The organism is Halpernia sp. GG3, from assembly GCF_052976925.2.
The window spans coordinates 321,401-347,461 of the sequence record NZ_JBRIIR020000010.1; the positions used below are offsets into that span (position 1 = coordinate 321,401).

25 protein-coding genes are annotated in these 26,061 nt (G+C 32.4%); 15 read left to right on the forward strand and 10 right to left on the reverse strand.

The genetic code is table 11. The features are described 5' to 3' along the window. Positions 1-42 precede the first annotated feature (42 nt). Positions 43-414, forward strand: coding sequence for a large conductance mechanosensitive channel protein MscL (gene mscL / locus ACVBED_RS05875; RefSeq protein WP_473094663.1), 372 nt, complete (start codon positions 43-45; stop codon positions 412-414). 47 nt (positions 415-461) lie between these two features. Here mscL and ACVBED_RS05880 read toward each other — a convergent pair whose 3' ends face one another. Next, on the reverse strand, positions 462-1,424 hold the full coding sequence (locus tag ACVBED_RS05880) for a D-2-hydroxyacid dehydrogenase (protein WP_473094664.1): 963 nt from the start codon (positions 1,422-1,424) through the stop codon (positions 462-464). A gap of 25 nt (positions 1,425-1,449) precedes the next feature. Further along, positions 1,450-1,851, reverse strand: coding sequence for an LNS2 domain-containing protein (locus ACVBED_RS05885; RefSeq protein ID WP_447119322.1), 402 nt, complete (start codon positions 1,849-1,851; stop codon positions 1,450-1,452). A 170-nt stretch (positions 1,852-2,021) separates the two neighbouring features. Between ACVBED_RS05885 and idi the strand changes: the two genes are divergently transcribed. The 5 genes from idi (at position 2,022) to ACVBED_RS05910 (ending at position 6,278) form a co-directional block, all read left to right on the forward strand. Then, positions 2,022-2,531: an isopentenyl-diphosphate Delta-isomerase gene (idi, locus tag ACVBED_RS05890; RefSeq protein WP_447119324.1), complete on the forward strand. Its 510-nt coding sequence runs from the start codon at positions 2,022-2,024 to the stop codon at positions 2,529-2,531. 22 nt (positions 2,532-2,553) lie between these two features. Then, positions 2,554-3,633, forward strand: coding sequence for a glycine cleavage system aminomethyltransferase GcvT (gene gcvT, locus ACVBED_RS05895; RefSeq protein ID WP_447119326.1), 1,080 nt, complete (start codon positions 2,554-2,556; stop codon positions 3,631-3,633). Between the two features lie 338 nt (positions 3,634-3,971). Next, positions 3,972-4,586 carry a Pr6Pr family membrane protein gene (locus ACVBED_RS05900; protein WP_447119328.1) on the forward strand — a complete coding sequence of 205 codons (615 nt, stop codon included), beginning with the start codon at positions 3,972-3,974 and terminating at the stop codon, positions 4,584-4,586. A gap of 20 nt (positions 4,587-4,606) precedes the next feature. Then, positions 4,607-5,077 (forward strand): CYTH domain-containing protein, encoded by a 471-nt coding sequence (locus ACVBED_RS05905; RefSeq protein WP_473094665.1) that lies wholly within the window; start codon positions 4,607-4,609, stop codon positions 5,075-5,077. A gap of 37 nt (positions 5,078-5,114) precedes the next feature. Further along, a complete protein-coding gene (locus ACVBED_RS05910; protein WP_473094666.1) occupies positions 5,115-6,278 on the forward strand; it encodes a BaiN/RdsA family NAD(P)/FAD-dependent oxidoreductase in 1,164 nt (387 codons plus the stop codon). A 60-nt stretch (positions 6,279-6,338) separates the two neighbouring features. Here ACVBED_RS05910 and tpx read toward each other — a convergent pair whose 3' ends face one another. Next, positions 6,339-6,836, reverse strand: a complete 498-nt coding sequence (gene tpx / locus ACVBED_RS05915) for a thiol peroxidase (RefSeq protein ID WP_473094667.1) — start codon at positions 6,834-6,836, stop codon at positions 6,339-6,341. A 403-nt stretch (positions 6,837-7,239) separates the two neighbouring features. Between tpx and ACVBED_RS05920 the strand changes: the two genes are divergently transcribed. After that, positions 7,240-9,450: an NADP-dependent isocitrate dehydrogenase gene (locus tag ACVBED_RS05920; RefSeq protein WP_447119334.1), complete on the forward strand. Its 2,211-nt coding sequence runs from the start codon at positions 7,240-7,242 to the stop codon at positions 9,448-9,450. Positions 9,451-9,531: 81 nt separating this feature from the next. On the opposite strand, the gene ACVBED_RS05925 is transcribed toward ACVBED_RS05920, so the two are convergent. Both ACVBED_RS05925 and ACVBED_RS05930 read right to left on the reverse strand, forming a co-directional pair. After that, positions 9,532-9,960, reverse strand: coding sequence for a hypothetical protein (locus ACVBED_RS05925; protein ID WP_447119336.1), 429 nt, complete (start codon positions 9,958-9,960; stop codon positions 9,532-9,534). Between the two features lie 36 nt (positions 9,961-9,996). Continuing rightward, entirely contained in the window at positions 9,997-11,193 is a 1,197-nt protein-coding gene (locus ACVBED_RS05930) for an MFS transporter (RefSeq protein WP_447119338.1), read from the reverse strand. A 232-nt stretch (positions 11,194-11,425) separates the two neighbouring features. Here ACVBED_RS05930 and ACVBED_RS05935 point away from each other — a divergent pair, with 232 nt between their 5' ends. After that, positions 11,426-12,964, forward strand: coding sequence for a S41 family peptidase (locus ACVBED_RS05935; protein ID WP_447119340.1), 1,539 nt, complete (start codon positions 11,426-11,428; stop codon positions 12,962-12,964). Positions 12,965-13,068: 104 nt separating this feature from the next. Here ACVBED_RS05935 and ACVBED_RS05940 read toward each other — a convergent pair whose 3' ends face one another. From ACVBED_RS05940 to ACVBED_RS05950, 3 genes are all read right to left on the reverse strand, one after another. Beyond that, entirely contained in the window at positions 13,069-15,456 is a 2,388-nt protein-coding gene (locus ACVBED_RS05940; protein ID WP_473094668.1) for a TonB-dependent receptor, read from the reverse strand. 185 nt (positions 15,457-15,641) lie between these two features. Then, positions 15,642-16,316, reverse strand: coding sequence for a peptidoglycan DD-metalloendopeptidase family protein (locus tag ACVBED_RS05945; protein WP_447119346.1), 675 nt, complete (start codon positions 16,314-16,316; stop codon positions 15,642-15,644). A 28-nt stretch (positions 16,317-16,344) separates the two neighbouring features. Then, on the reverse strand, positions 16,345-18,333 hold the full coding sequence (locus ACVBED_RS05950) for a urocanate hydratase (RefSeq protein WP_473094669.1): 1,989 nt from the start codon (positions 18,331-18,333) through the stop codon (positions 16,345-16,347). A 285-nt stretch (positions 18,334-18,618) separates the two neighbouring features. On the opposite strand from ACVBED_RS05950, the gene ACVBED_RS05955 reads away from it, so the two are divergent. Next, on the forward strand, positions 18,619-19,011 hold the full coding sequence (locus ACVBED_RS05955; RefSeq protein WP_447119350.1) for an acyl-CoA thioesterase: 393 nt from the start codon (positions 18,619-18,621) through the stop codon (positions 19,009-19,011). A 109-nt stretch (positions 19,012-19,120) separates the two neighbouring features. Here ACVBED_RS05955 and ACVBED_RS05960 read toward each other — a convergent pair whose 3' ends face one another. After that, positions 19,121-19,411, reverse strand: coding sequence for a hypothetical protein (locus ACVBED_RS05960; RefSeq protein ID WP_447119352.1), 291 nt, complete (start codon positions 19,409-19,411; stop codon positions 19,121-19,123). A gap of 285 nt (positions 19,412-19,696) precedes the next feature. On the opposite strand from ACVBED_RS05960, the gene ACVBED_RS05965 reads away from it, so the two are divergent. Together ACVBED_RS05965 and ACVBED_RS05970 are read left to right on the forward strand one after the other, a co-directional pair. Further along, the gene (locus ACVBED_RS05965; RefSeq protein ID WP_473094670.1) at positions 19,697-20,722 is read left to right on the forward strand and encodes a beta-ketoacyl-ACP synthase III; all 1,026 of its coding nucleotides are present in this window, start codon (positions 19,697-19,699) and stop codon (positions 20,720-20,722) included. 98 nt (positions 20,723-20,820) lie between these two features. Continuing rightward, positions 20,821-21,645, forward strand: coding sequence for an SDR family oxidoreductase (locus ACVBED_RS05970; protein WP_473094671.1), 825 nt, complete (start codon positions 20,821-20,823; stop codon positions 21,643-21,645). 48 nt (positions 21,646-21,693) lie between these two features. Here ACVBED_RS05970 and ACVBED_RS05975 read toward each other — a convergent pair whose 3' ends face one another. Next, complete coding sequence (locus ACVBED_RS05975; RefSeq protein ID WP_473094672.1) at positions 21,694-22,344, reverse strand: protein-L-isoaspartate(D-aspartate) O-methyltransferase; 651 nt, start codon at positions 22,342-22,344, stop codon at positions 21,694-21,696. Positions 22,345-22,443: 99 nt separating this feature from the next. Here ACVBED_RS05975 and ACVBED_RS05980 point away from each other — a divergent pair, with 99 nt between their 5' ends. From ACVBED_RS05980 to ACVBED_RS05995, 4 genes are read left to right on the forward strand one after another with little or no spacing between them, the layout of a single operon-like run. Next, entirely contained in the window at positions 22,444-23,406 is a 963-nt protein-coding gene (locus ACVBED_RS05980; RefSeq protein WP_473094673.1) for a Gfo/Idh/MocA family protein, read from the forward strand. Between the two features lie 13 nt (positions 23,407-23,419). Next, positions 23,420-24,295: a class A beta-lactamase, subclass A2 gene (bla, locus tag ACVBED_RS05985; protein WP_473094674.1), complete on the forward strand. Its 876-nt coding sequence runs from the start codon at positions 23,420-23,422 to the stop codon at positions 24,293-24,295. Between the two features lies 1 nt (position 24,296). Continuing rightward, entirely contained in the window at positions 24,297-25,115 is an 819-nt protein-coding gene (locus tag ACVBED_RS05990; RefSeq protein ID WP_447119364.1) for a M23 family metallopeptidase, read from the forward strand. 16 nt (positions 25,116-25,131) lie between these two features. After that, the gene (locus ACVBED_RS05995) at positions 25,132-26,025 is read left to right on the forward strand and encodes a 3-hydroxyacyl-CoA dehydrogenase family protein (RefSeq protein WP_447119366.1); all 894 of its coding nucleotides are present in this window, start codon (positions 25,132-25,134) and stop codon (positions 26,023-26,025) included. The last annotated feature ends 36 nt before the right edge of the window (positions 26,026-26,061 follow it).

Sequence of the window (26,061 nt, forward strand, 5' to 3'; positions counted from 1 at the left end):
TCAAATAATTTCTTATTTTTACTTTCAATAAAATTAGAAAAAATGGGAGTTGTAAAAGAATTTAAAGAATTTGCATTTAAGGGAAATGTAGTAGATTTAGCTATTGCGGTAATTATTGGAGCCGCTTTTGGCAAAATTGTAACTTCGTTCGTTGCTGATGTAATCACCCCTTTATTGCTGAATCCAGCGCTAAAAGCTGCCGGAGTTAGCAGAATAGAGTTGCTTTCTTGGAATGGCGTTATGTACGGAAATTTCTTTTCAGCAATACTTAGCTTCCTAATAATTGCTATTGTTCTATTTTTAGTAATCAAAGGGATAAATAAAATGAAAGGGCCTAGAGAAATTTTAGCACCAGCAGGCCCAACAAAAGAAGAGCAATTATTAACTGAAATAAGAGATCTTCTAAAAAAGTAAATTGAGAAAAAAACCCGGAAAAAATTAATTCCGAGTTTTTTATTCTGTTATTTTTGATTATGCAAAATACTTGCAATTTGTTCGGCCAAAGAAATCCCAATTCTGTCTTGCGCTTCCTCTGTTGACGCGCCTGTGTGAGGGGTCATAGAAATTTTTGGATGATTTAGAATTTCTTGTGATGGTGTTGGTTCGTTCAAAAAAACATCTAAACCTGCAAATGATATTTTATTAGAATTTAGTGCTGCTAAAAGAGCTGTTTCATCAATAACACCTCCTCTTGAACAGTTGATAATCGCAGCACCCTCTTTCATTAAATCAAATTCGGCGGCTCCGATCATAAATCCGTCTTTCTGTGCAGGAACATGCAAAGTAATAAAATCCGCGTGTTGAAGTATGCCCTGCAAAGGTTCAGTTTCTATGTCAACATTGATAAATTGATTATTGTAGAATTTTACTTTTATACTTGCTCTACCTACTTGATTATCCGCTGCAACAACCTTCATACCGAGACCCAAAGCTATTTTTGCCACTTCCTGCCCAATTCTTCCCATTCCAATAATACCAAGAGTTTTTCCACGAAGTTCAATTCCGGCTTCGAAAGATTTTTTCAGTTTGGCAAATTCTTTATTTCCTTTTACGGGCATTCCTCTATTGGATTGCTGTAAAAAGCGCGCGCCCGAAAACAAATGTGCAAACACTAATTCCGCAACAGATTCTGAGGAAGATGAAGGTGTATTTATTACATGAAGACCTTTTGAGCGGGCATAATCTACATCAATATTATCCATTCCTACTCCACCACGGCCAATAATTTCTAAATGGGGACAAGCGTCAATTAGTTCTTTACGAACTTTAGTTGCACTTCTCACGAGCAAAGTTTTTATTTGCTCTTTATTGATATATTCCACTAAGAGTTCTTGCGGTACATTATCTGTTATCACCTCAAAACCTTTTTCCTTTAAAGCTTCAATTCCAGAAGGATTTAAACCGTCATTTGCTAATATTTTCATGAATTATTTCTATTTTATTTAATTATCAGTCTTCGAAAACTTCAATACTTACACTTTTCTCAATAAGATTAGTAAACTTTCCTTTATAGCGAGTTGCTTTTACTAAGTGATTATCAATCCAATGGTAGTTTCCTCCACGTGGTTTCCCACAGAGAATACTGTGATATTTAAAACCATTTTTATCTAACCACTCAATTGTAATTTGCTTCAAAGCCTCTGTGCGAGAAGTGAAAAAACAAATCTGATGTCCATCGTCATACCATTTATTTATGGTGTGAAGTGCATCTAAATAAGGTTCACAAGTAACCATTCTTTCAGGTTCTTCATTAGGTATGTCATCGGTTATGGTACCGTCAATATCTATTAAATAGTTTTTAATATCGCCTCTTAAAGACGGACTTAAATGTTCTGTATAATCTAATTCCATAATTTACTATCAAGGTGCAAAAGTAATTATTTTTTATCAAAATAAATTATTCTGTTGCGAAGTAATCGTTTGAAAATGAACCCAAAAAATCAAATTAATACCATAGTTTTCAAAATTTTAGAAAAATATTATTATCTCATTTTAAATTATTAAATTTGATGCTTATAAATATGGAGGAATTAGTTGTTTTAGTAACGCCTGAAGACCAAATTATAGGGCAAATGGAGAAAATGAAAGCACACCAAACTGGTCTGTTACACCGTGCATTTTCAGTTTTTTTATTTAATGAAAAAGGTGAAATGCTTTTACAAAAAAGAGCTTTAGAAAAATACCATTCTCCAGAACAATGGACAAATGCTGTATGTTCACATCCAAAATTAAATGAATCTTATCATGAGGCAGCGAGCAGAAGAATAAAAGAAGAATTAGGAATAGACGCCGTTCTAAAGGAAAAATTCTATTTTATTTATAAAGCAGAAGTTGGACAAAATTTATGGGAACATGAATTAGACCACGTTTTTGTGGGCAAATTTGATGGTGAATTTAATTTAAATAAAGATGAAGTTTCAGAAATACGCTATATCACCATGCAAGATCTTGAAGTGGAAATGCGTGATAAAGCAGAAAATTTCACAGAATGGTTTAAAATTATTCTAAAAGAATACAAAGAACATTTATAAAATTTAAAAACAAAATATAGAAATGAGCAAAACAGCTTTGTACGAGAAACATGTTGCTTTAGGCGCAAAAATAGTAGATTTCGCAGGGTTTGAAATGCCTGTTCAGTATTCCGGAATTAATGAAGAACATTTTGCAGTAAGAGAAAAAGTTGGAATTTTCGATGTTTCTCACATGGGACAGTTTTATGTGGAAGGTAAAAACGCCAAAGATCTTTTACAATTTACTTGCACTAATAATATTGAAAATTTAGAAAACGGAAAAGCACAATATACTTGTTTACCTAATGGAAACGGTGGAATAGTCGATGATTTAATCGTTTACAAAATCGCAGATGAAAAATATTTTGTAGTGGTGAATGCCTCTAATATTAATAAAGATTTTTCACATTTTCAAAAATACAATGAAAAATTCGGCGCAGTTTTAAAAAATGTTTCTGATGAAATGTCGTTAATTGCTATCCAAGGGCCAAAAGCCGCTGAAACTTTACAAAAACTAACAGAAACAGATTTAGCAGCAATTCCATATTATCATTTCGCAATTGGAAATATTTTTGGCGTTGAAGATATTATCATTTCTAACACAGGCTACACTGGAAGTGGTGGTTTTGAAATTTATTTTAAAAATGAAAATGCCGTCGAAATCTGGGAAGCATTAACCAAAGCAGGCGAAGAATTTGGACTCTTGCCTTGTGGTTTGGCGTCCCGCGATACTTTGCGATTAGAAAAAGGATTTTGCCTGTACGGAAATGATATCGATGATTCTACTTCACCTTTGGAAGCAGGTTTGGGTTGGATCACTAAATTTGATAAAGATTTTGTTGATAAAGAATACTTAGCCCAACAAAAAGAAAATGGTGTTACAAAGAAATTAGTTGCTTTTGAAATGCAGGAAAAAGCAATCCCGAGACATGATTATGAAGTCGAAGATTCCAAAGGAAATGTAATCGGGAAAGTAACTTCTGGCACAATGAGTCCAATGAAAAAAATAGGTATTGGTATGGCATATGTTACAAAAGACTTCACAAAAGTTGATAGTGAAATTTTTATAAAAATTAGAAACAAAAGTATCCCCGCAAAGATTGTAAAATTACCTTTTGTTTAAATTTTGCAACGCAGTAATTTTTTATAAAACTAATAATAGAAGTTAAAAAAAAGCCATTTCTTTGTAAATGGCTTTTATATCTGTAATGATTTTATTTTCTAAGAGAATACAAATTTTTCCTACGCATTAGTCAAAATTGCGTGAAAAGTTTAAAAGATTTTTTTATGTTTTAAGTAGTTGATCATTATAAAATCACTTGCAGTTTTCCTGAAGTAATTACGGTAAAAACTTTTTTAAAATTTCGAAATATTAGTCAAATTGCGGAAGTAAATTTTTTAAATCAATTTTATTTAATTATTTTTAAAATTTTAATAGTAGTTTTTTAAAAATTAAAATTGATGCAAAGAAAAACCGAAATTTCTGGATTTATTTTATGTTGGTTTGCAGTTATTGCACAGTTTATTTTGATGATTCAAAATAGACAGGCGGACATTGCCGAAACTATTATTCGCTTTTTCAGCTTTTTTACGATTCTTACAAATATTTTAGTTGCATTATTTTTTACAGCCAAAATATCAAATTCATTTTCGCAAAAAATTTTAATTTTCAACCAAAAAAATAGCTTAATTGCTGTTACAACTTTTATAGTAATTGTTGGATTTGTTTATCAAGTGATTTTAAGAGGATTGTGGTCACCCAAAGGAATGCAGAGAGTTGTAGATGAACTTTTGCATACAATTATTCCATTATTGGTTCTTATTTACTGGTTTATATATTCACCGAAAGAAAAATCTAAATTTAGTCAGTTAATAATCTGGTTGCTATATCCACTAATTTATCTAATTTTAGTATTAGTTAGGGGCAAGCTTTCAAACTATTTTCCTTATCCATTTTTAAATTTTATAGAAATTGGAATATCGCAAACAATTATAAATTGCATCGTGGTTTTGCTGCTCATATTAGCAATAATGGGAATTTTAATTTTCATTCAAAATAAGAAAGTTAAAAACTAAATTGATTTAAGTGTATATTAATGGGAATCGAGATTGAAAGAAAATTTTTAGTCAATAAAGATAGTTGGCAGAAAGTAAAGAAAGCTGCTGGGGAATTATATCGGCAAGGTTATCTTTTAACCGACCCAAATAAAACTATTCGTGTCAGACAGACTTTCGACAAAGGTTTTTTAACAATAAAAGGCACTTCTGTGGGTGCGACACGTGCAGAATTTGAATATGAAATTCCATTTGATGAAGCAAAAGAATTACTGGATCAATTTTCTGTTGCTGAACTTTCAAAGATTAGACACGAGATCATTTTTGATGATAAATTATGGGAAGTTGACGAATTTTTAGATAAAAATGAAGGATTAATTATTGCAGAAATTGAGCTAAAAAACGAAAACGAAAAATTCTCTCTTCCAGATTTTATTAGTAAAGAAGTTACCGGCGAAGAGAAATACTATAATTCCAACTTAACGCTCTCACCATACAAAAATTGGAAATAAATTTTCTAAAAATCTAAATCCTTACTTTTGCGCTATAATGCAAGACAATCAAATCATCATTATTGGCGCCGGTCCTTCTGGCTTAATGACCGCACAAATTTTAGCTGAAAAAGGTTTTAAAGTTCAGGTTTTTGATCAAAATAAAGCGGCGGCAAGAAAATTTTTAGTTGCGGGAAATGGTGGGTTTAATTTAACACATAGTGAAGAATTAGAATCTTTTTTAGGAAAATATGAATCTAAAGAAATTCAGAATATTGTAAAAGAATTTGATAACAATAAAGTAATCGATTGGCTTTCAAACCTTGGGATCACAACTTATGTAGGAAGTTCCGGTAAAATATTTCCGACAAAAAACATTAAACCAATTCAGGTTTTAAAAGCTTGGCTGGATAAATTGGAAAAACTTGGTGTTGAAATACATTATGATCACATTTTTTTAGATTTCGATAAAAGTCAAGTTTTTTTTAAAAACTGTCAAAAAATCTTTTATTCAAAATTAATTCTAGCTATGGGCGGTGGCTCTTGGAAAAAAACAGGTTCCGATGCAAAATGGATCGAAGCTTTAGTAAAGAAAAATATTGAAATAATCCCTTTAGAATCTGCTAATTCGGGATACAACACCCACTCTATTTTCCATCAATTGCAGGGACAATATCTAAAAAATATAAAAATCTCATTTGACAAAAACCAAAAAACTGGTGAAGTTGTCTTTACAAAATATGGCATTGAAGGAAGTCCAGTCTATTTTATGAACCGCTTTACAAGAAAGTATGATTTTCCATTAACTCTGTATATTGATTTGAAACCAAATATATCTGAAAGTGAAATTTTAGACCAATTAAATAGCCTAGAAAAAGCAAGTTCTATCTTGAAAAAGAAAATAAAAATTTCTACAACAGGATTAAATCTTCTGAAAACTTTGGATAAAGAAAGTTATACCGATATTGAGAATCTTGCAAAAATGGTTAAGAATTTTCCTATTGAAATACTAAGTTTCCGTCCAATTGATGAAGTAATTTCTACAGCGGGCGGAATCGCATTTTCAGAGTTGACTTCTCATTTAGAATTAAAAAAATTCCCAAATATTTATTGCGCAGGTGAAATGATTGACTGGGAAGCGCCAACTGGCGGTTATCTTTTACAAGCCTGCTTCAGCATAGGAAGTTATGTTGCTAATTCAGTTTCAGATTCTCTAAAATAAAAAAAAAGAATTATAAAATATCTTTATAATTCTTTTTTCTAAAATACTAAAATTTCTTGTTTATTTTAAAGCGGCAAGCGCTGCTTCATAATTCGGCTCCTGAGCAATTTCAGGCACTTGTTGCGTATAAAGCACTTTGTTATCTTCATCGGTCACAATTACAGCGCGGCTTAGTAAACCTTTCATTGCTGAATCTACTAGTTCAACTCCGTAATCATGTCCGAAATTTCCTCTAAAATCTGAAAGACTTTCCACATGATCTAAACCTTCAGCCGCACAGAATCTACTTAATGCAAATGGGAGATCTTTAGAAACATTAATAACAATAGTGTTGTCCAAATCGCCAGCTTTCATGTTAAATGCTCTCGCAGATGCTGCACAAACTCCTGTATCAATACTTGGGAAAATATTCAAAATTTTACGTTTTCCTGCATAATCTGAAAGTGATTTTTCACTTAAATCTGAATTTATTAATTTAAAATCTTTTATTTCTGATCCTTCCTTTGGAAGATCTCCAACAGAATTTATTGGATTTCCACCCAGTGTAATTTTTGCCATAATTTTTATTTTTAATTAGTTCAAATTTAACGAAAAATAGATTCAATGCAGGAAGAGCAATGGTTAAATAATTCTTAAATTTTATAATTATGATATAGCCTAATTTCATTTTCTTTTAATATTGCAGATAATCATAAATTAGATTGAGAGATATTTTAAAACTAAACCGCATCATATAGAATTTTTAATATTTTCATTGGATAATATTTATCAAAACTAAAATCGTTAAAAATGTAATTTATTTGGGTTAAAAGAGGTTTTTTTAAATACTTTAATATTAGAAATACCACGCTTGCAGAAAGAAATATAGAAGGTTTATGATATTAAATTGCTAGTGACAATCTAAAAATTGGGCAAAAATCATTATTTTTGTCAACATTCAAAACAAAAATTAAAAAATATAATGTCTAAAATTTATTACACTTTAACGGATGAAGCGCCGATGCTGGCAACACATTCATTTTTGCCTATCGTAAAAGCCTTCACGAAGACTGCCGATATCGAAATTATTCCGGCGGATATTTCTCTAGCAGGAAGAATTTTAGCAAACTTCCCTGAGTATTTAAAAGAAGACCAAAAAATTGCAGATTCTTTGTCACAATTAGGAGATTTAGCTAAAACTCCAGATGCAAATATTATTAAACTACCAAATATTTCTGCATCAGCACCTCAGTTAGATCAGGCGATTGCAGAATTACAAAAAGATGGTTATAACATTCCAAATTATCCTTCTGAACCAAAAAATGAGGAGGAGAAAGCCATAAAAGCAAAATATGCGAAAGTTTTAGGTTCTGCTGTAAATCCAGTTTTAAGAGAAGGGAATTCCGACAGAAGAGCGCCAAAAGCAGTCAAAAATTACGCAAAAAATAACCCGCACAGAATGGGTGAATGGAAATCTAATTCTAAAACCGAAGTTGCAAATATGACCTCGGGTGATTTCTACGGCACGGAAACTTCCACTACTATTGAAAAAGACGGAAAATATAAAATTGTTTTTTATGGAAACGATGGTTCTTCAAAAGTATTAAAAGATTTTGCTACTTTAAAAGCAGGAGAAATAATTGATTCTGCAATAATGAGTTTAAATTCTTTAAAATCCTTTGTCGAAAAAACCATAAAAGAAGCAAAAGAAAAAGGCGTAATGATTTCGGCACATTTGAAAGCAACTATGATGAAAGTTTCAGATCCAATTATGTTTGGAGCGATTCTAGAAACTTATTTTGCTGATGTTTTTGCAAAATATGCAGATTTATTTAAAACTCTAGACATCAACCCAAATAATGGTTTGCAAGATTTATTTGACAAAATTAAAAAGCAACCACAAGAGCAAGAAATAAAAGACGCGATTGCAAAAACGTTACAAAATGGTGCAAAAGTGGCAATGGTAAATTCTGAAAAAGGCATCACCAACTTTCACGTTCCATCTGATATAATTGTTGATGCGTCAATGGCGGCTTTAGTTCGTGGTGGCGGGAAAATGTGGAATAAAGAAGGGAAAGAAGAAGATACAATTACGATTATTCCGGATAGAAGTTACGCGGGGTTTTATGAAGCGGTCATAAAAGATATGCAGAAAAATGGCGCATTAGATCCATGCACAATGGGTTCTGTTCCTAATGTTGGATTAATGGCGCAAAAAGCCGAAGAATACGGTTCTCACGATAAAACTTTTCAACTTTCCGCAGATGGAACTGTGAAAGTTGAGAATGAAAACGGAGAAACATTATTGGAACAAAAAGTTGAGAAAAATGATATTTTCAGGATGTGTCAAGCGAAAGATACACCGATTCAAGATTGGGTAAAACTTGCTGTAAACCGCGCAAGATTATCTGATACACCTGCCATTTTTTGGTTAGACAAAGGCAGAGCGCACGACCGGGAAATCATTAAAAAAGTAGAAAATTATTTAAGTCACCATGATATTACAGGTCTAGATATCCGTATTTTGGATATTAAAGATGCGATGAAATTGACTTTAGAAAGAATACGTGAAGGAAAAGACACCATTTCCGTTTCAGGAAATGTTTTGAGAGATTATTTGACGGATTTATTTCCGATTTTAGAATTGGGAACTTCTGCAAAAATGTTATCCATTGTTCCTTTAATGAATGGTGGCGGTTTATTTGAAACTGGCGCGGGCGGATCTGCACCGAAACATATTGAACAATTTATTGAAGAAGGTTATTTGCGTTGGGATTCTTTAGGTGAATTTTTGGCTTTGCAAGCGAGTTTAGAATTTATTTCTCAAACAAAAAACAACCAAAAAGCGCAAATTTTAGCCGATGCTTTAGACGCTGCGAATGATTTATTTTTGGCTAATGATAAATCGCCTGCACGTAAATTAGGACAAATTGATAACCGAGGTTCGCACTTTTATTTAGCAATGTACTGGGCGGAAAAATTAGCAGAGCAAACTACAGATATAGAACTTTCAACTCACTTCAAAAAAGTAGCAGAAGATTTTAAAAATAATGAAGAAAAAATAAATTCTGAATTAATTGGCGCGCAAGGAAAACCGCAAGATATTGGCGGGTATTATTTCCCAGATTTTAAGAAAACTGATAACGCAATGAGACCAAGTGAAACTTTAAATAAAATAATTTCTGGGATTTAAATTTTAGAAATTTAATTAATCTAAAAGCCATTTTCTTTAATTAGAAAATGGCTTTTTTATTGATAATTTATCCTAAAATTTCTATTGTTTAATTATCATTTTACCTGCTTTCTTCATTTTAAAAATTTTTAAAACTAAAAATTCAGATTTATTGCTGCCTTCATGTCCATACCCGTTTATATTATCATTTCTAAATTTTCCAATTGCGGTGATTTTTAAAATATCGTAACTTTTTTGGTTATCAAATAATCTTTTAAATTTTGTGGGAATATGAAATATATCAAATGCTAAATTTGTTTCATTATTATTTTCACATTTAATTTTGCCGTAAATCCACCAATATTCTACAAAGCCTGTATAATAAAATTCGGTTGCAACCAATTCATTTTTATGATTTTCTAAGTCACAAAAATCAACATATTTAATTTTTTTATCAGCATAGTTATATTCGCTTTTTTGGCTTTTACAACTTAGAAAAATACAAAAAACAATAATTATAAATTTATTCATTGATTCACATTTTCCCTAAAATTAATAAAATTTTAATTAATTTGAAACGTGTGCTTTCCGCCATTTGGTCATTAATAAAACCAATAAACCTAAAATTCCCAATACAAAATAACCTTCTGCAACTTTTAGTTGCAGTTCTGGTTTTAAGACTGCGACAATTGCATAACTTATTCCTGATGTGAGAATGAACGCTACTCCGCCCGTCAATCCACCAGCAATTCCTGCAGAATCTGGAAATCTTCCAATACAAAAAGCAAAATAATTATTAAAAATAAAACCCGCAGTAATGTGAATTAGAAAAGCAAAAGCCACCAAACTGTAAATGGTACTTGCATAATAAGAAGTAAAAAACATCGCCACAATTAAAGCCAACTGAATATAATTTGCAATTCTAATTTTTGGCATAAAGGCTTTGTCTATTAAAAATTTACCCAAAAATCCACCCGTCATCCAAGCAACACCGAGAATTAGAGAAACATATCCGGCAACGACTTCAGAATAACCCATTTTATGCTCAATAATAAAAGCACCGCAAAGATTAAAGAAAATAACGATTGCGTAACTCAAACCACACATTAGCATTGCGTAGAAAAAATCTTTTGCACGAAACATCATCGTATATTCTTTTATCAGAAAATCTACTTGAAAAGGTCTTTTCATTTTTAATGTTTCACCAGAAAAAAGGAATTCAAAAATTAGTAGAAATAAACTGTAACCTGCCAAAACATAAAAATTAGATTGCCATCCAAAATGTTTTTGCAAATAGCCACCAATAAACGGCGCAATGATGGGACCAACAGACCAGACAATCGTCATTATACTGAGGTAATGTTTTCTTTTTTCACCTTCATAAACGTCAACAAAAAAAGCCCGTTTAGAAACGACAACAATTCCTGCTAAAGCACCCTGAACAACGCGCATCGCATAGATTACTAGAATGTCTTTAGTAGTTGCAGTAATTACAAAACTCACAACAAATAAGGCCAAAGAAATCAGAGAAACCCTGTATCTACCGAAAGCATCTACAACGCTTCCGGCAAAAAACTGCGTAAAGCCGTAACTGATCAAAAAAATAGACAAAGTAAGTTGAATGCTACTTTCCTGTTGTCCTAATTCCCTTGCCATTTCTGGCATTGATGGCAAATAAATGTCGGTCGACAAACCTGAGATTGGAATAACTGCAAACGCCAAAAGCGTGGCGATATATTTGTTTTTTTCTTTTAAAACGCTCATTTCTACAAATATGTTTTTTAATTAAAAACAAGTTGCAAAAATCCGATTTTTTTATGGATAAATTGGTTTGAGAATGACGAAACGATAAATTGACAAAAACGATTTAAAATATTGCAGTTTTAATTTGAATCAAAAAACATATAACCGCAATTATGTGATTCACGGCTAAAAAGTATGAGTTATAAGTTATAAAAAACGTTATATTTTTATTAGTTTTGGTCAAAATAAAGAATTGAAAAAATTAGTTTACTTTTTGACAGTTTGTCTTTTTACCTCTTGTATTTCGGTGAAAACCTACAACAAAAACTTAGAAAAACCAATTGCCGCAGAAAAATTAAAATGTGATGTCGATTTTGCTTACTTGAAACTTCAGCAACTTCACCCCTATTTGTATTGGTATATTTCTAAAGATTCTTTAGATTATAAATTTGATTCGCTTAAAACCACTATCAATCAACCTTTGACACCATTAGATTTTTATTCAAAATTAGAACCGGTTGTTGCAAAAATCAAGGAAGGACATTTACGAGTTACTATTCCCGTTAAAAAATTAACCAGAAAAGAGAAAAAATATTTAAAAACTCAGAAAGGACTTTTTGGACGTTATAATTTTGCAATTGAGGATGAACGTTTGTATGTTTTAGATAATGCCGATAAAATTCCCAATATGCAGGTGGGAACTGAACTTTTGAAAATCAACGATGTGCCGACAAAAGATTTATTAAAAAAATATAAAAAACTAATTACAAGCGACGGCAAAAACCAAACTTTTCAAAAATATTATCTATCAAGAGCGTGGGCGAATTTTTTTACCTATGAAAATGGCATTTTAGACAGTGTAAAACTGGAAACTAAATATCAAAATAAGATAAAAACCTTTTATTTAAAGCGCGATAAAATTTCTAAAACCGAGAAGAAAGCGGAAAAATCAGAAACTAAAAAGAAAGAACAGTCAAATAAAAACAACGATTATAATTCTGCGAGAAAATTATACAACCGCAGTTTAAGTTTTGAAACAAAAGACAGCAGTGTTGCGTATATGGTAATAAATTCCTTTTCCAACACACGTTCAAAAAAATTCTACAAAGAGAGTTTCTCAAAGTTAAAAGAAGCAAAAACAAAATATTTAATTATCGATATGCGAAATAATTTTGGCGGAAGTGTAGCAGAAATTAATAACCTTTATTCTTATCTCACAGATAAAAAATTAAAATTTCTGAATGATATTGAAGTGACTACAAATAAATCAATGTACCACGCGGATTTTTTTAACCAAATACCAGGTTTTGTTAAACCTCTAGCTGTAATAGCCTTTCCATTTTATTTAGTAGGAACGGCATTTTCAAACGTAGAAAAAAACGGGAAACATTATCTAAAAACAAACTATTCTGTTAAAAAAATTAAAAAAGATAATTTTAATGGAAAAGTATATGTCTTAATAAATGGCGGAAGTTTTTCTGCCGCCTCTATTTTACCATCAAAGTTAAAAGATGATAAACGTGCCTATTTAGTGGGCGAGGAAACTGGCGGTGCAAATGATGGAAGTGTCGCTGGACGATATTCTACAGAAACATTACCAAATTCTAAACTCAAACTTCCTATTGGTTTGATGCTCTTTCAACCAAATATTACTTTTACAAATACGGAAAAAGGTGTAGTTCCTAATAAAGAAATTATTCCCACAATTTCGGAAGTTTTACAAAAAAAAGATATACATAAAGAATGGATTTTAGATCAGATTAAAAAAAATGAAGCACAAAATTTAAACTAAAAATTACTTTGGATTATGAATATTTAATCTCGCTGATTTAACAGATACCGCATATTTATTCACAGAAACTTTATTGAAAATCTGTTAAATCAGCGAGACAATTATTAAAATTCAAAAATAAATCCGAAATAAGGCAAAGGTGTTAGTTTATCTTGTTTACCGGTTTGCAAGTCATAAACTTGTTGGTTTTGTGGTGCAGAAGGATTTTGAATAATGGGATTTCCATTAGAATCACGCTGTAGATTAACAACAGGCAGATCACTTGGATTTTGTGAGCCATAGATATTTACCACATCTAAATAAGCCGTTAATTGCCATTTTTTAAAAATCCATTTTTTTTCTGCGCGCATATCTAATTGCTGCACCAGATTTCCACGGATAGAATTGATGGCATAAAAATTTTTCAAAGGACCATTTGAAATATTCCAGACAGAAACAAATTGGCTCTCTTCTAAATTATAGGGTGTTTCAGGTAAGCCGGATTGTAATCTGAAACGGGCGCTTAGATTCCAATTTCTTTTAAAATATTTCCCACCTGTAATGCTTAAAATATGCCGCGCATCCCAACTGGAAGGTGACAGATCTCCATTTGCATTGCTGAATTTTGAATAACCAAAAGTGTAGGCGGCGATGCCATAATAATTATTAACCGTTCTTTTTTGTGCCAATAATTCAAAACCATAAGTTTTACCAACTCCGCGAGAATCTAAAGGTTCCGGACCAACCACACCGAAATCACCGCCTACATTCGCTAAACTAATTTGATTTCTTAAAGAGAAAGGATAATTTTTATATTTCTTAAAATAAGCTTCCGCCGTGAATCGTAAATTATTTTCCGCATTATATTCAAACCCGCCAACTAAATGAGCGTTACTGATATATTTTAAATACTGTTTATTAATAAATTCACCATTTTGTTTATAACCGAGAGCCGTGTAAGTTGGCAACTGGTAATAAATACCGCTGTTAAAATTTAAAGCAAATTTTGGACTTAGTTGATAATGTAAAGAAATTCTTGGTGAGATCTGTTTAAAAGGATTATCGGTTAATGTCGAATAGGAACTTCCATCTAATCTCACACCTGCAGAAACCGTCAGATTGTCATTAAAAATTTTCTCTGAACCTTGAAGGTAAAAACCAAACTGACTCACATTTAATTGGGATAAATAATCATCAGTCGCCGCTTGAATTTGCGTCACCGATTTTATATAAGAGCGGTTGTAGTATTTTGCAAAATTCCCGTTAATTCCAGTGCTTATTTTAACCTCACCAATTTTAAAAGTACGGTCTATTTTAATTCTATTTTCAGTTTCTTGGGACGTGTAATCAATTAATTTATTCTCCGGAATTTCTATATTTCGAAAATATTTTAGGGCTTCATTATTCAGCATATTTCTACTCACTGTAAAAAGCCAAGTGCCGTTTTCTACCAAATGTCTGTAACCGGCACCAAATGTATAATTCCACTGCGGCGCTTTGGGAATTCGATCTAAAGTCGTGAGATTGGATAAGGTTTGCTTTGGTTTATCATTAAATTTAAACTGATCAATCGCGGCTAAACCAATAAAATAAAGTTCATCGCCGTTTTTGTATTTTTTAGAAATTTTAAATTGAGAATCATAGTAAGAAGGTAAAAAAGGCAAACCAATCGCTTTAAATAAAATCTGTAAATTAGATTTTCTTATACTCAATAAACCTGACCAACTTTGATCTTTAGACAATGGTCCATCTGCCATCAATTGCATATCGTCTAAACCTAAAACCGCTTTATAACCAATTTTATCTTTACGTGCTTGCTTGAGATGAAATTCAAAAACGGAAGATAATGCGCCGCTTACATTGGAGGGAAAAGCACCGCTATAAAAATCGACATCTTTTAAAAAATCGACTGTAATAATCCCCCGTGGCCCGCCGGAAGCACCTTGCGTTTGAAAGTGATTAATTATTGGTACTTCGATATCATCAATATAAAACCGGTTTTCTGAAGATGCGCCACCGCGAATAAATAAATCGTTTCGGAAACTCGCCGTACTTCCAACGCCCGGAAAACTGAGAATGGCTTTTGAAACATCACGGTTAGAACCCGCATTTTTTTGAATTTCTTCGCTGGTAATATTTCTTAATGAGAGCGGACTTTCTGCCGTAGTTTTATAGGCTTTTTTACTAATTATTACCTCATCGATAGTCTTAGAGGGAATTGCATTTAAACCAATACTAAAAGTTAAATTTTGATTGGGAACTACATTAATTTCTGATAAAGTTCCGGTGTCGTAACCTGAGGCGCTAATTTCTAAAGTATAAGTTCCAGAAGGTATGTTTTTAATAAAAACTGTTCCACTACCAGAAAATAAGCTGTCTATTTTAGGAATTTTAATTGTGGCGTTTAATTCTTTTTTTGAAAAGTTATCGAAAACATTGATATTTAAACTTCCAACTTGTGAAAAAACACCTTGAAAAATGAGCAGAAAAAAGATTGTAAATTTAAAATTCATCACTTTGATTTAAAACGCAAAAATAATGATTTAAATAAAATTTAGCAGATCATTTAGGAACTTTTTTTAATTTAAATCAAAAATTAGTATTTTTTTTTACTAATTAAAATGACTTAATTATTGATTTAAAATTTTCTTCAGGAAGTTAGAAGTTTTGGATAATTCCTTAGATACAATATACAATTCTAAATTTTTAATAATAAATAAGGATTCGGACAATTTTCTTTGTAAAAATCTACATCTTTTGAACTACAAACGCCCGGATAATCACCTTTTTTATTTTCAATATCTTTAATGATCTGAAAGTGCAAGTGCGGCGCGTAATCTCCATTTATTGGCGGTTTTCCAAGTTCGGCAATTTTCTGTCCTTTTTTTACCGATTGCCCTTCAGTTTTTCCATCTAAACTTTCTAAACTTAAATGGCCGTACAAAGTATAAAAAATTAAACCGTCAATATGATGTTCTAAAATAATGGTTGGACCATAATCTCCATGCGCCATATTATTTTGAAAACTGTGAATTTTTCCGTCTAATGCGCTCAAAACAGATGTTCCAGCTTTTATCCAAAGATCTAAACCAATATGAATATTTCGCTCCTCCGTATTTTTATCATTAAAATTCTCACTTCTTTTGTATAGATTTCGATGCTCTAAATAACCTCCAAATGCGACTTTCGCATTATTTTGAGAAAGATGGTTTTCTACAAATTCTTCAAACATTTTTGCGTCGGCTAAATCCAAATCCAATTTATCTGTACGTGACGCAGAAAGATCTAAGGCAACGTAATTTTTATAATCTATCCTTGCATCAATGACTTTTACATTTTCTTGATCTTTTAGAATATCTTCTAATAATTCCATTATTTTTAAAATTTTTAAATTATTTTTTTTAAAACAAACTTTCATCCACAAAATTCGGCAACGTCACTTTTAAATTTGGCTCATTTTTCATCGCTCTTTTAATAGCAAAAACTGAATTTTCATTTCTTGCCCAACTTCTGCGGGAAATCCCATTATTAACATCCCAAAAAAGCATTGATTTTAATTTTCTTTCGGCTTCTGTGCTACCATCGAGTAACATTCCGAAACCGCCGTTGATGACTTCACCCCAACCAACGCCGCCGCCGTTGTGAATGGAAACCCAAGTCGCACCGCGAAAACTATCGCCAATTACATTTTGAATCGCCATATCCGCCGTAAATCTCGAACCGTCATAAATATTAGAAGTTTCTCTGTAAGGTGAATCTGTCCCAGAAACATCGTGGTGATCGCGTCCTAAAATCACTTCTCCAATTTCACCATTTTTAATCGCATTATTAAATGATTCCGCAATCTTCATTCTTCCTTCTGCATCCGCATATAAAATTCTGGCTTGTGAACCGACGACCAAATTATTTTTTTGTGCACCTTTAATCCAAGTAATATTATCCTGCATTTGTTGCTGAATTTCCTCAGGTGAATTTTTCATTATTTCCTCTAAAACTTCGCACGCAATTTGATCCGTTTTTTCTAAATCTTCCGGTTTTCCACTTGCACAAACCCAGCGAAATGGCCCGAAACCAAAATCGAAACACATCGGTCCCATAATATCTTGTACGTAACTTGGGTATTTAAACTCCCTCCCAATCGTAGAATTTTTTGACATGACGTCCGCTCCTGCTCTACTCGCTTCCAATAAAAAAGCATTGCCGTAATCAAAAAAATAAGTTCCTTTTTCAGTATGTTTATTAATCGCATTTGTTTGTCGTCTAAGACTTTCATACACTTTTTCTTTAAAAAGTTCCGGATTTTCCGCCATCATTTCATTTGATTTCTCAAAAGAAATTCCCGCGGGATAGTAACCACCGGCAAAAGGATTATGAAGCGAAGTTTGATCTGAACCAATGTCAACTTTTATATTTTCTCCATCAAATTTTTCCCAAACTTCTACCACATTTCCAAGATAAGCGAGTGAAACAATTTCTTGATTTTCTTGTGCTTTTTTTACTCTTTCTACTAATTTATCAAGATTTTCATGAATCTCATCTACCCATTTTTGTTCGTGACGAATTTTTGCAATTTTTGGATTTACTTCAGAAATTACAGTAATACAACCTGCAATATTTCCGGCTTTTGGTTGCGCGCCACTCATTCCACCCAATCCAGATGTTAGAAATAAACCACCTTTTGTAGATTTTTTTATTTTTCTAAATGCATTTAAAACAGTGATTGTCGTCCCATGAACAATTCCTTGCGGACCGATGTACATGTAACTTCCAGCAGTCATTTGTCCGTATTGTGAAACGCCCAAAGCATTGAATTTCTCCCAATCATCTGGTTTAGAATAATTAGGAATTACCATTCCGTTGGTTACTACGACTCGTGGCGCATCTTTTGACGACGGAAATAAACCCATCGGATGACCAGAATACATTGTTAAAGTTTGTTCATCCGTCATTTCTGACAAATATTTCATGGTTAAAAGATATTGCGCCCAATTTTGAAAAACCGCGCCATTTCCACCGTAAGTAATAAGCTCATGCGGATGTTGCGCAACGGCGTAATCCAGATTATTTTGAATCATCAACATAATCGCTTTTGCCTGCTCACATTTCCCAGGATACTCTGAAATTGGTCGGGCTTTCATTTCATAATCCGGGCGAAAACGATACATATAAATTCTACCAAAATCTTCTAATTCTTGTCTGAATTCCGGTAATAATTCTGCATGAAATTTTGGCTTAAAATAACGCAGGGCATTTTTTAAAGCCAATATTTTTTCTTCTTCGTTGAGAATGTCTTTTCTCTTTGGCGCGTGATTTATTTGAGTTTCGTAAGATTTTATTGGTGGTAATTCAGAAGGAATTCCTTCTTGCACTTGAGATTTAAAATCTGACATTGTTTTAAGATATTAGTTTAGACTATTAACAAAAATACAGTTTTTCTGTATGAACTTAAAATATAGAAAATATTTAAAATTTTGTAAAGTCAACAAAAGCTATAAATTTTAAAGAACAAATTAGTTTATCTTTGGTTTACAAAAAACGGGTGAATCATGTGTAAATCATGAACTGTCGCGCAACTGTAAACTGAATTTTTCGGTAAGTCAGATCCCCAAAAACTTTCGCGGGTGAAGTAGAAAACACGAGGTTTTCTATTCATTTTAATTTTTAAAATTATAAAAATGAATTACGAATTAGAGATCCAGAAGTCTATTACAAAAGTATTTAAAGTGGTTTTCCCAAATACGACCAATCATCATAATACGATGTTTGGCGGAAAAGTAATGGAAATGATGGATGAAGTAGCGTTTATGACAGCGACCAGATTTGCCCGGAAAAGTTTTGTAACGGTAAGTTGTGACCGCATTGACTTTAAAAAACCTATTCCTGCAGACACTTTAATAGAATTAATTGGGCAAGTGAAATATGTTGGAAATACGAGTCTAAAAGTTCACGTGGAAATATTTGTAGAAGAAATGTACGCGGATAAGAGGGAGAAATCCGTTTCGGGGGATTTTACTTTGGTTGCCGTAAATAATGAGAAAAAACCATCACCCATTTTTGAAAATAATTAGAGTATTTTACTTGTTTAAAATCTAAAATATCTCTACAAAAAGGAAAAAATCCAGGCTTAAAAGCCCAGATTTATATTGGAAGAAAATAAAACCGTCTTGCTCCAAATATTTAATTGATTAAATCTTCGTTCACTTCCTCGTGGTTGTCATCATTGTCGCTCGTGCTGTAATAATTATTTTCTTCATCTTCAGAACCTAATTCTTCCTGCGCATTATCCAACTCCGAACCGGGAACATCTAAATCCATTTCCATACCGTCGCTGATATATTCATTTTTTGTAAGTTTTCCATTTGCATCAATTGAAATATGGTCTTCCTGCGTAAAAATATCTTCGGTTTTTGGGTAATTTAATTTATCTAAATTTTTTTCTATTTGATTTTCGTTGTTCTCAGTATCCATTTTTTAAAATTTTATCAATGAAAAGTTAGCAAATTTATTGCCAAAAAATAAATATTTAACTATTTGAGCTTCTTTTTGTAGATCATAATCCATGTTTTAAAATCCCCAAAACATTAACTGAAAAAATATTCAAAATATTCTTTACATCTTGTATTTTTAGATTAATATATTGAAAAATAAATAGTTACAAAATTTAAATTTTAGAAAATGCAAATTAACAATAGATTTAATTATTTGGATAATATATAAATAATAATCAATATCAGCAGTAAAAAAAATATTTTTATGCAATTAATTGAAAATTTAAATGTAATATTTGCAAATAATATCGATAAAATGAAAATAAACGCTTATATAAAAGGAACTGGTTCTTATGTACCGCCAAAAATATTAAAAAACGATTTTTTTGAAGCAGTTGGTTCTTCTGACGAATGGATATTTAAAAACTTAGGAATCAGAGAACGAAGAATTGCAGTGGGCGAAGTGACGAGTGATCTGGCTTATAAAGCAGGTTTAAAAGCCTTGGAAGGAACCGATGTTACGCCACAGGATCTAAATTTAATTATCGTTGCCACTTCTACGCCTGACCGTCAAGCACCTTCTACGGCGTGTTTCGTACAGGAAAAAATGGGTGCCTTTCAAGCGGTGGCTTTTGATATTTCGGCAGTTTGCTCAGGCGGACTTTATGGAATCGCAATTGGTTGTCAGTTTGTGCAAACCGGAATGTATAAAAATGTTTTGGTGATTGGCGCCGATACTTTTTCGACGATTACGGATTGGGAACGGAAAGATTCTGTGTTTTTTGGCGATGGTGCAGGTGCGATTTTAATCTCTGCAACTACCGAAGATAAAGGTTTTATGGATTTTAAACTTCATGCAGACGGACGTGGAAAATTACATTTTAATATTCCCGCAGGTGGATCTGAACTTCCCGCTTCGGCTGAAACCATTAAAAATAAATTGCATTATTTCCAAATGAATGGGAAGGAAGTTTACAACACGGCGACAAAAGTTTTGCCCGAAGTTATCACAGAAATTCTTGAAGCCAATCAGTTGACTTCCGAAGATGTTGATTGGGTAATTCCACACCAACCAAGTATCAGAATTTTACAGGAAACTGCCAGAAAAGTAAATATTCCATTTGAAAAAGTAATGACAAATATGGACAAATATGCGAATACTTCTGGCGGAACAATCCCGATTGTTTTGGATGAAACCTATAAAAGTGGGAAAATAAAACCAGGAAATTTGTTGTTATTTGCAGCCGTTGGTTCTGGCTGGACTTGGGGAACTGCTTTATATAAAGTATAAGTTATTAAGTATGAGTTTTGAGTTTAATATTTAATAAAACACAAAACTTTTAAATTCACTTCATAAATCATAATTAATATTTCATAATTTTTTAAAACATGCTTTCAAACCAAACTTTTTTAATTACTGGAATTGCTGATGAAAATTCATTGGCTATGAAAACTGCCGAAAAGGTCCTTCAACACAATGGAAAAGTGGTCTGCACTGGACTTGGCGTGACGCCATTTCATCAAAATTTATCGCAAAAAGCCAGTGATTTTTTAAATAAAAATTACGACGATTTTAAAAATGCCTGTGATAAAGTTTTGGGCAAAGATATTTATACCGCGCCTTTAGACGTGACTTTACCGGAAAGTTTAACTTTTCTAGCCACAGATTTAAAAGAAAAAAATATTCAATTGAATGGGTTTTTACATGCGATCGCAATGGACAAAACGATTCGAAATAAATCAGTAAAACCAATGCTGGAGGTAACCGCAGAAGAATTTAATGATACGATGAATGTATCGGCTTTTTCATTAATTTCACTTTGTCACGCTTTGCTTTATGGCGGTGTTTTACAAAAAGGTGCTTCCATTGTCTCTCTCAGTTACATTGCCGCAGAAAAAGTATCTTTTTTTCCGTACATTAATATGAGTATTGCAAAAGCGGCTTTAGAAAGATTAACCATCGAAATGGCTTATGAACTCGGGAATAAATACGGAATTAGAGCAAATGCATTGCGATTTTCACCTTATATGGGAAGCAAAGCCGGAAATGCGACTTTAAAAAATGAAGATGTAGAAAGAGCACACAGAATTAGTCCGCTTGGGAATGCATTACCTGAAGATTTAGCCCATGAAATCGTGCATTTATTTCGACCAGAAACCAGAATTACTGGTGAAATTCGGCATGTGGATGGCGGTTTTCATATTATGGGATAAAACACAAGTAATTGAAAATGGGTAATAAGTAATTTTTGAAATGCAATTTTATTTAATCGTATTTCCGAGCATTGGTACAAATTTGTAAGCACCAAATTCTTCCTTTTGAATTTCACTTTCAGAAATTTTTGTAAAACGATAAAGAATCTGTTCGTCGGTTTTTCCCAATGGAATTACCATTTTTCCACCCGTTTTTAATTGATGTAATAATTCTGTAGGTAAATTTTCTGCGCCGCAAGTCACCAAAATTTTATCAAAAGGTGCAAAAGTAGGAAGTCCCGCAAAACCATCGCCAAAACTTTGAAATTTCGGTCGAGAATTGAGTTCTCTCAATATATTTTTTGAGTAATCAAATAAATCTTTTTGACGCTCAACCGTATAAACTAAGGTATTCATTTTCATTAAAACCATCGTTTGATAGCCACAACCAGTGCCGATTTCTAAAACTTTTTCATCTTTTTTTAATTCTAAAAGTTCGGTCTGTTCGGCAACCGTTGAAGGATGAGAAATAGTTTGCTTGGCTGCAATCGGAAACGCACGGTCTTCATAAGCAAATTCTTCAAAAATACTTTGGATAAAAAGATGACGCGGCACTTCATTCATCGCACTGAGAACATTCTCATCTGAAATTCCGATTTTATTCCGCAGGTATTCTACTAAAAATTTACGCTTGCCTTTATGTACAAAAGAATCCGTCATAGTTACAAAAATACAAAAAGATGTTAGATATCAGAAGTTGGATAAGAAACTAAATCTAAGGTCTAATTTATTATCTTTACCACACTTAAAAAAAATTCTATGTTGAATGCAGGTTTAGTGGGCGCAGGTCATTTGGGCAAAATTCATTTAAAATTACTTAATCAGTCTGATAAATATAATTTAATTGGTTTTCACGATAAAGATGTCGAAAACGGAAAAAAAATAGAAGCGGAATCTGGCTATAAATATTTTGACGATTTTGACGATTTATTATCTAAAATTGAAATGCTTGATATTGTAACGCCAACGGTTTATCATTACGATTTCGCTATGAAAGCTATTGAACATAAAATTCCTTTTTTTATTGAAAAACCAGTCACGCAAAATTTAAAAGAAGCAGAAGAAATTCTTTTTAAATGTAGAGAATTTGGCATAAAAGCACAAGTTGGACATGTTGAGAGATACAATCCTGCTTTTATTGGATCAAAAGATTACATTAAAGACCCGATGTTTATTGAAATCCATCGTTTAGCAGAATTTAATCCGCGCGGCACTGATGTTTCAGTGGTTTTGGATTTAATGATCCACGATCTGGATATTTTGCTGAGTCTGGTAAAATCTAAAGTGAAAGTCATCCATGCTTCCGGCGTTTCTGTGGTTTCAAGATCACCAGATATTTGCAATGCGAGAATTGAGTTTGAAAATGGTTGTGTTGCTAATTTGACGACTTCCAGAATTTCGATGAAAGCGATGCGAAAATCTCGGTTTTTCCAGAAGGACGCTTATATTTCTGTGGATTTTTTAGAGAAAAAATCTGAAGTTATTCGCATTAAAGAAGCACCAGAAAATCCGAGTGATTTTGATATGATCATTGAAAATGCGGAAGGTGAAAAAAACCAGATTATTTTTGAATATCCGCCGATTCATCCCAATAACGCAATTTTAGATGAGTTGGAAAGTTTTGCAGATTCTATCACAGAAAATAAAAATGTGGAAGTGAGTTTGCAAGATGGAACTGAAGCGTTGAAAATAGCGTTGGAAATTGTGAAGATGATAAGTTAGAATTTTAAATTAAATGAAAAACCTAATCTTCCTATTTTTAATAATTTTCGCAACGTCATGTGCGCAAAATAAATCTGATTTAGAAACTCAAATTCATAAAATAACCGCTGAAAAAAAAGCCACTGTCGGTATTTCTGTTTTGGGAATTGAAAAACCTTTTGCACTTAACATTAAAGGAAATGAGCATTTACCAATGCAAAGTGTATTTAAATTTCATATCGCTTTGGCAGTTTTAAATTTAGTTGATAAAGGAAAATTAAGTTTAAACCAAACAATTTTAATTAAAAAAACAGATCTGTTAGAGAATACTTGGAGTCCAATTAGGGAGAAATATCCAATTGGGAATGTAGAATTAACTTTAGCGGAAATCATTGAATATACGGTGGCGCAAAGCGACAATAATGGTTGTGATTTATTATTAAAATTAATTGGCGGCACAAAAACCGTACAAGATTTTATAAATAAAAAAGGCGTCAAAGATTTTCAAATAAAATATACTGAAGAACAGTGTCATGAAGTTTTAGACAAACAATATGAAAATTTTAGTTCAACGAATTCGATTGTCAAACTTTTAAAAGATTTCCAAGAAGGTAAAATTGTTTCTAAATCATCTACCGATTTTTTAATGAAAATAATGGCGGAAACTTCGACCGGAAAAAATAGACTTTCAGAATCATTACCAAAAAATGTTTTAGCACATAAAACTGGAACTTCTTTCACAATTAATGGATTTACTGCGGCGACAAATGATATGGGAATTATCACATTACCCAACGGCACTCATTATGCAATTTGTGTTTTCGTGAGCAATTCTAAAGAAACTGAAAAAGTAAATTGCAAAATAATTGCGGATATTTCTAAAATCGTTTTTGATAATTTAAACAGTTAGTATGAAAAATATCTTGGCTTACCTCCTTTGTATTCTGCCGTTTTTTATAACTGCTCAAAGCGTTGGAACTATAAAATACTTTTCAGAAAAAAAAGACCGCTCTTATGAACTGTACGCAGAAAATCTAGAATTAATGCCAATGTCTGCTGTTTTTATTTTCACCTTAAATAATATGAAAAGTTCGCTGCCAAATGGTAAAATAGTTGTGATTCCGGCTCAGACTAAACGATTTCTGATCGCAGAGATCACACCGATTAAACTTGAAAAAGCTGCAGGTTATGGCTCAAGTAGTAATTATACTTTTGGCGATATTACGCAAACTAATTATGATGAAAATTATATCTACGACCTTCCATTTGAGAGCAATAAATCTTACAGCATCTATCAAGGTTATAATGGTCGAATTTCCCACATGAATCAAGCGGCGTTAGATTTTAATTTTAAAGTTGGTGAAAAAGTTTTTGCAGCGCGGGAAGGAAAAGTTGTAGCTACTGAAGAACATAATAATACCAATTGTAAAACAAAAGAATGTGCGAAATACAATAATTTTATTTTAATCATCCAGCCAGACGGTACTTTTGCAGAATATCTTCATTTAAAACAAAACGGCTCAGAAGTAAATGTTGGCGATGACATTAAAAAAGGGCAATTCATCGGTTATAGCGGGAATACGGGTTGGTCAACGGGTCCTCATCTTCATTTTGCGGTATTTCTGAATAGAATGGACGGCGAGCGCGTATTTATAAAAACAAAATTTAAAACTTCTAATTTTTCAGGTGAACTTTTAGAAGAAAAAAAAACCTATCTTAAAAATTATTAAAAATAAAAAATATATTATGCTAAAAAACATAGTCGTGATTGGAGCCGGAACCATGGGTAATGGAATTGCACACACCTTTGCACAGAAAAATTTTAAAGTAACATTAGTTGATCTAAATAAGGAAAGTTTAGAAAATGGAATTGCAAATATTTCAAAAAATCTAGACAGAATGGTGGCAAAAGAAAAAATTTCAGAAGTTGAAAAATCGAATACTTTAGCAAATATTTCTACGTCTTCAGATTTATCAGAAGTTATAAAAAATGCAGATCTAATCGTTGAAGCTGCGACAGAAAATCTAGATTTAAAATTGAAAATTTTTAAACAAATGGACGAGTTTTCGCCAAAAAATTGCATACTGGCGACAAACACTTCTTCTATCTCTATTACTCAGATTGCAGCTGCTACTTCCCGACCAGATAAGGTGATAGGAATGCATTTCATGAATCCAGTTCCGATTATGAAATTAGTGGAAATTATAAAAGGCTATAGTACGTCCAAAGAAACTTTTGATACCATTTTTGAACTCAGCAAAACGTTAGGAAAAACGCCCACGGAAGTAAATGATTATCCGGGGTTTGTGGCAAACAGAATTCTGATGCCCATGATAAACGAAGCCATAGAAACCCTTTACAACGGCGTTGCAGGTGTGGAAGAAATTGATACGGTAATGAAATTAGGAATGGCGCATCCGATGGGACCGCTGCAATTGGCAGATTTTATCGGACTTGACGTTTGTTTGGCAATTTTAAATGTAATGTATGACGGTTTTAAAAATCCGAAATACGCGCCAAATCCACTATTAGTAAATATGGTAATGGCCGGTAAAAAAGGTGTGAAATCGGGCGAAGGATTTTACGATTACTCTGAAAGTAAAAAAGCTGAAACTGTCTCAAAGATGTTTTTGAAATAATATTATTTGGGCAGCAATTTCCGCCTTCCGCTCCCA

Coding starts and splice junctions, on each gene's coding strand:
- mscL (WP_473094663.1), top strand. CDS start 43: ATGGGAGTTGTAAAAGAATTTAAAGAATTTGCATTTAAGGGAAATGTA.
- ACVBED_RS05880 (WP_473094664.1), bottom strand. CDS start 1,424: ATGAAAATATTAGCAAATGACGGTTTAAATCCTTCTGGAATTGAAGCT.
- ACVBED_RS05885 (WP_447119322.1), bottom strand. CDS start 1,851: ATGGAATTAGATTATACAGAACATTTAAGTCCGTCTTTAAGAGGCGAT.
- idi (WP_447119324.1), top strand. CDS start 2,022: ATGGAGGAATTAGTTGTTTTAGTAACGCCTGAAGACCAAATTATAGGG.
- gcvT (WP_447119326.1), top strand. CDS start 2,554: ATGAGCAAAACAGCTTTGTACGAGAAACATGTTGCTTTAGGCGCAAAA.
- ACVBED_RS05900 (WP_447119328.1), top strand. CDS start 3,972: ATGCAAAGAAAAACCGAAATTTCTGGATTTATTTTATGTTGGTTTGCA.
- ACVBED_RS05905 (WP_473094665.1), top strand. CDS start 4,607: ATGGGAATCGAGATTGAAAGAAAATTTTTAGTCAATAAAGATAGTTGG.
- ACVBED_RS05910 (WP_473094666.1), top strand. CDS start 5,115: ATGCAAGACAATCAAATCATCATTATTGGCGCCGGTCCTTCTGGCTTA.
- tpx (WP_473094667.1), bottom strand. CDS start 6,836: ATGGCAAAAATTACACTGGGTGGAAATCCAATAAATTCTGTTGGAGAT.
- ACVBED_RS05920 (WP_447119334.1), top strand. CDS start 7,240: ATGTCTAAAATTTATTACACTTTAACGGATGAAGCGCCGATGCTGGCA.
- ACVBED_RS05925 (WP_447119336.1), bottom strand. CDS start 9,960: ATGAATAAATTTATAATTATTGTTTTTTGTATTTTTCTAAGTTGTAAA.
- ACVBED_RS05930 (WP_447119338.1), bottom strand. CDS start 11,193: ATGAGCGTTTTAAAAGAAAAAAACAAATATATCGCCACGCTTTTGGCG.
- ACVBED_RS05940 (WP_473094668.1), bottom strand. CDS start 15,456: ATGAATTTTAAATTTACAATCTTTTTTCTGCTCATTTTTCAAGGTGTT.
- ACVBED_RS05945 (WP_447119346.1), bottom strand. CDS start 16,316: ATGGAATTATTAGAAGATATTCTAAAAGATCAAGAAAATGTAAAAGTC.
- ACVBED_RS05950 (WP_473094669.1), bottom strand. CDS start 18,333: ATGTCAGATTTTAAATCTCAAGTGCAAGAAGGAATTCCTTCTGAATTA.
- ACVBED_RS05955 (WP_447119350.1), top strand. CDS start 18,619: ATGAATTACGAATTAGAGATCCAGAAGTCTATTACAAAAGTATTTAAA.
- ACVBED_RS05960 (WP_447119352.1), bottom strand. CDS start 19,411: ATGGATACTGAGAACAACGAAAATCAAATAGAAAAAAATTTAGATAAA.
- ACVBED_RS05965 (WP_473094670.1), top strand. CDS start 19,697: ATGCAATTAATTGAAAATTTAAATGTAATATTTGCAAATAATATCGAT.
- ACVBED_RS05970 (WP_473094671.1), top strand. CDS start 20,821: ATGCTTTCAAACCAAACTTTTTTAATTACTGGAATTGCTGATGAAAAT.
- ACVBED_RS05975 (WP_473094672.1), bottom strand. CDS start 22,344: ATGACGGATTCTTTTGTACATAAAGGCAAGCGTAAATTTTTAGTAGAA.
- ACVBED_RS05980 (WP_473094673.1), top strand. CDS start 22,444: ATGTTGAATGCAGGTTTAGTGGGCGCAGGTCATTTGGGCAAAATTCAT.
- bla (WP_473094674.1), top strand. CDS start 23,420: ATGAAAAACCTAATCTTCCTATTTTTAATAATTTTCGCAACGTCATGT.
- ACVBED_RS05990 (WP_447119364.1), top strand. CDS start 24,297: ATGAAAAATATCTTGGCTTACCTCCTTTGTATTCTGCCGTTTTTTATA.
- ACVBED_RS05995 (WP_447119366.1), top strand. CDS start 25,132: ATGCTAAAAAACATAGTCGTGATTGGAGCCGGAACCATGGGTAATGGA.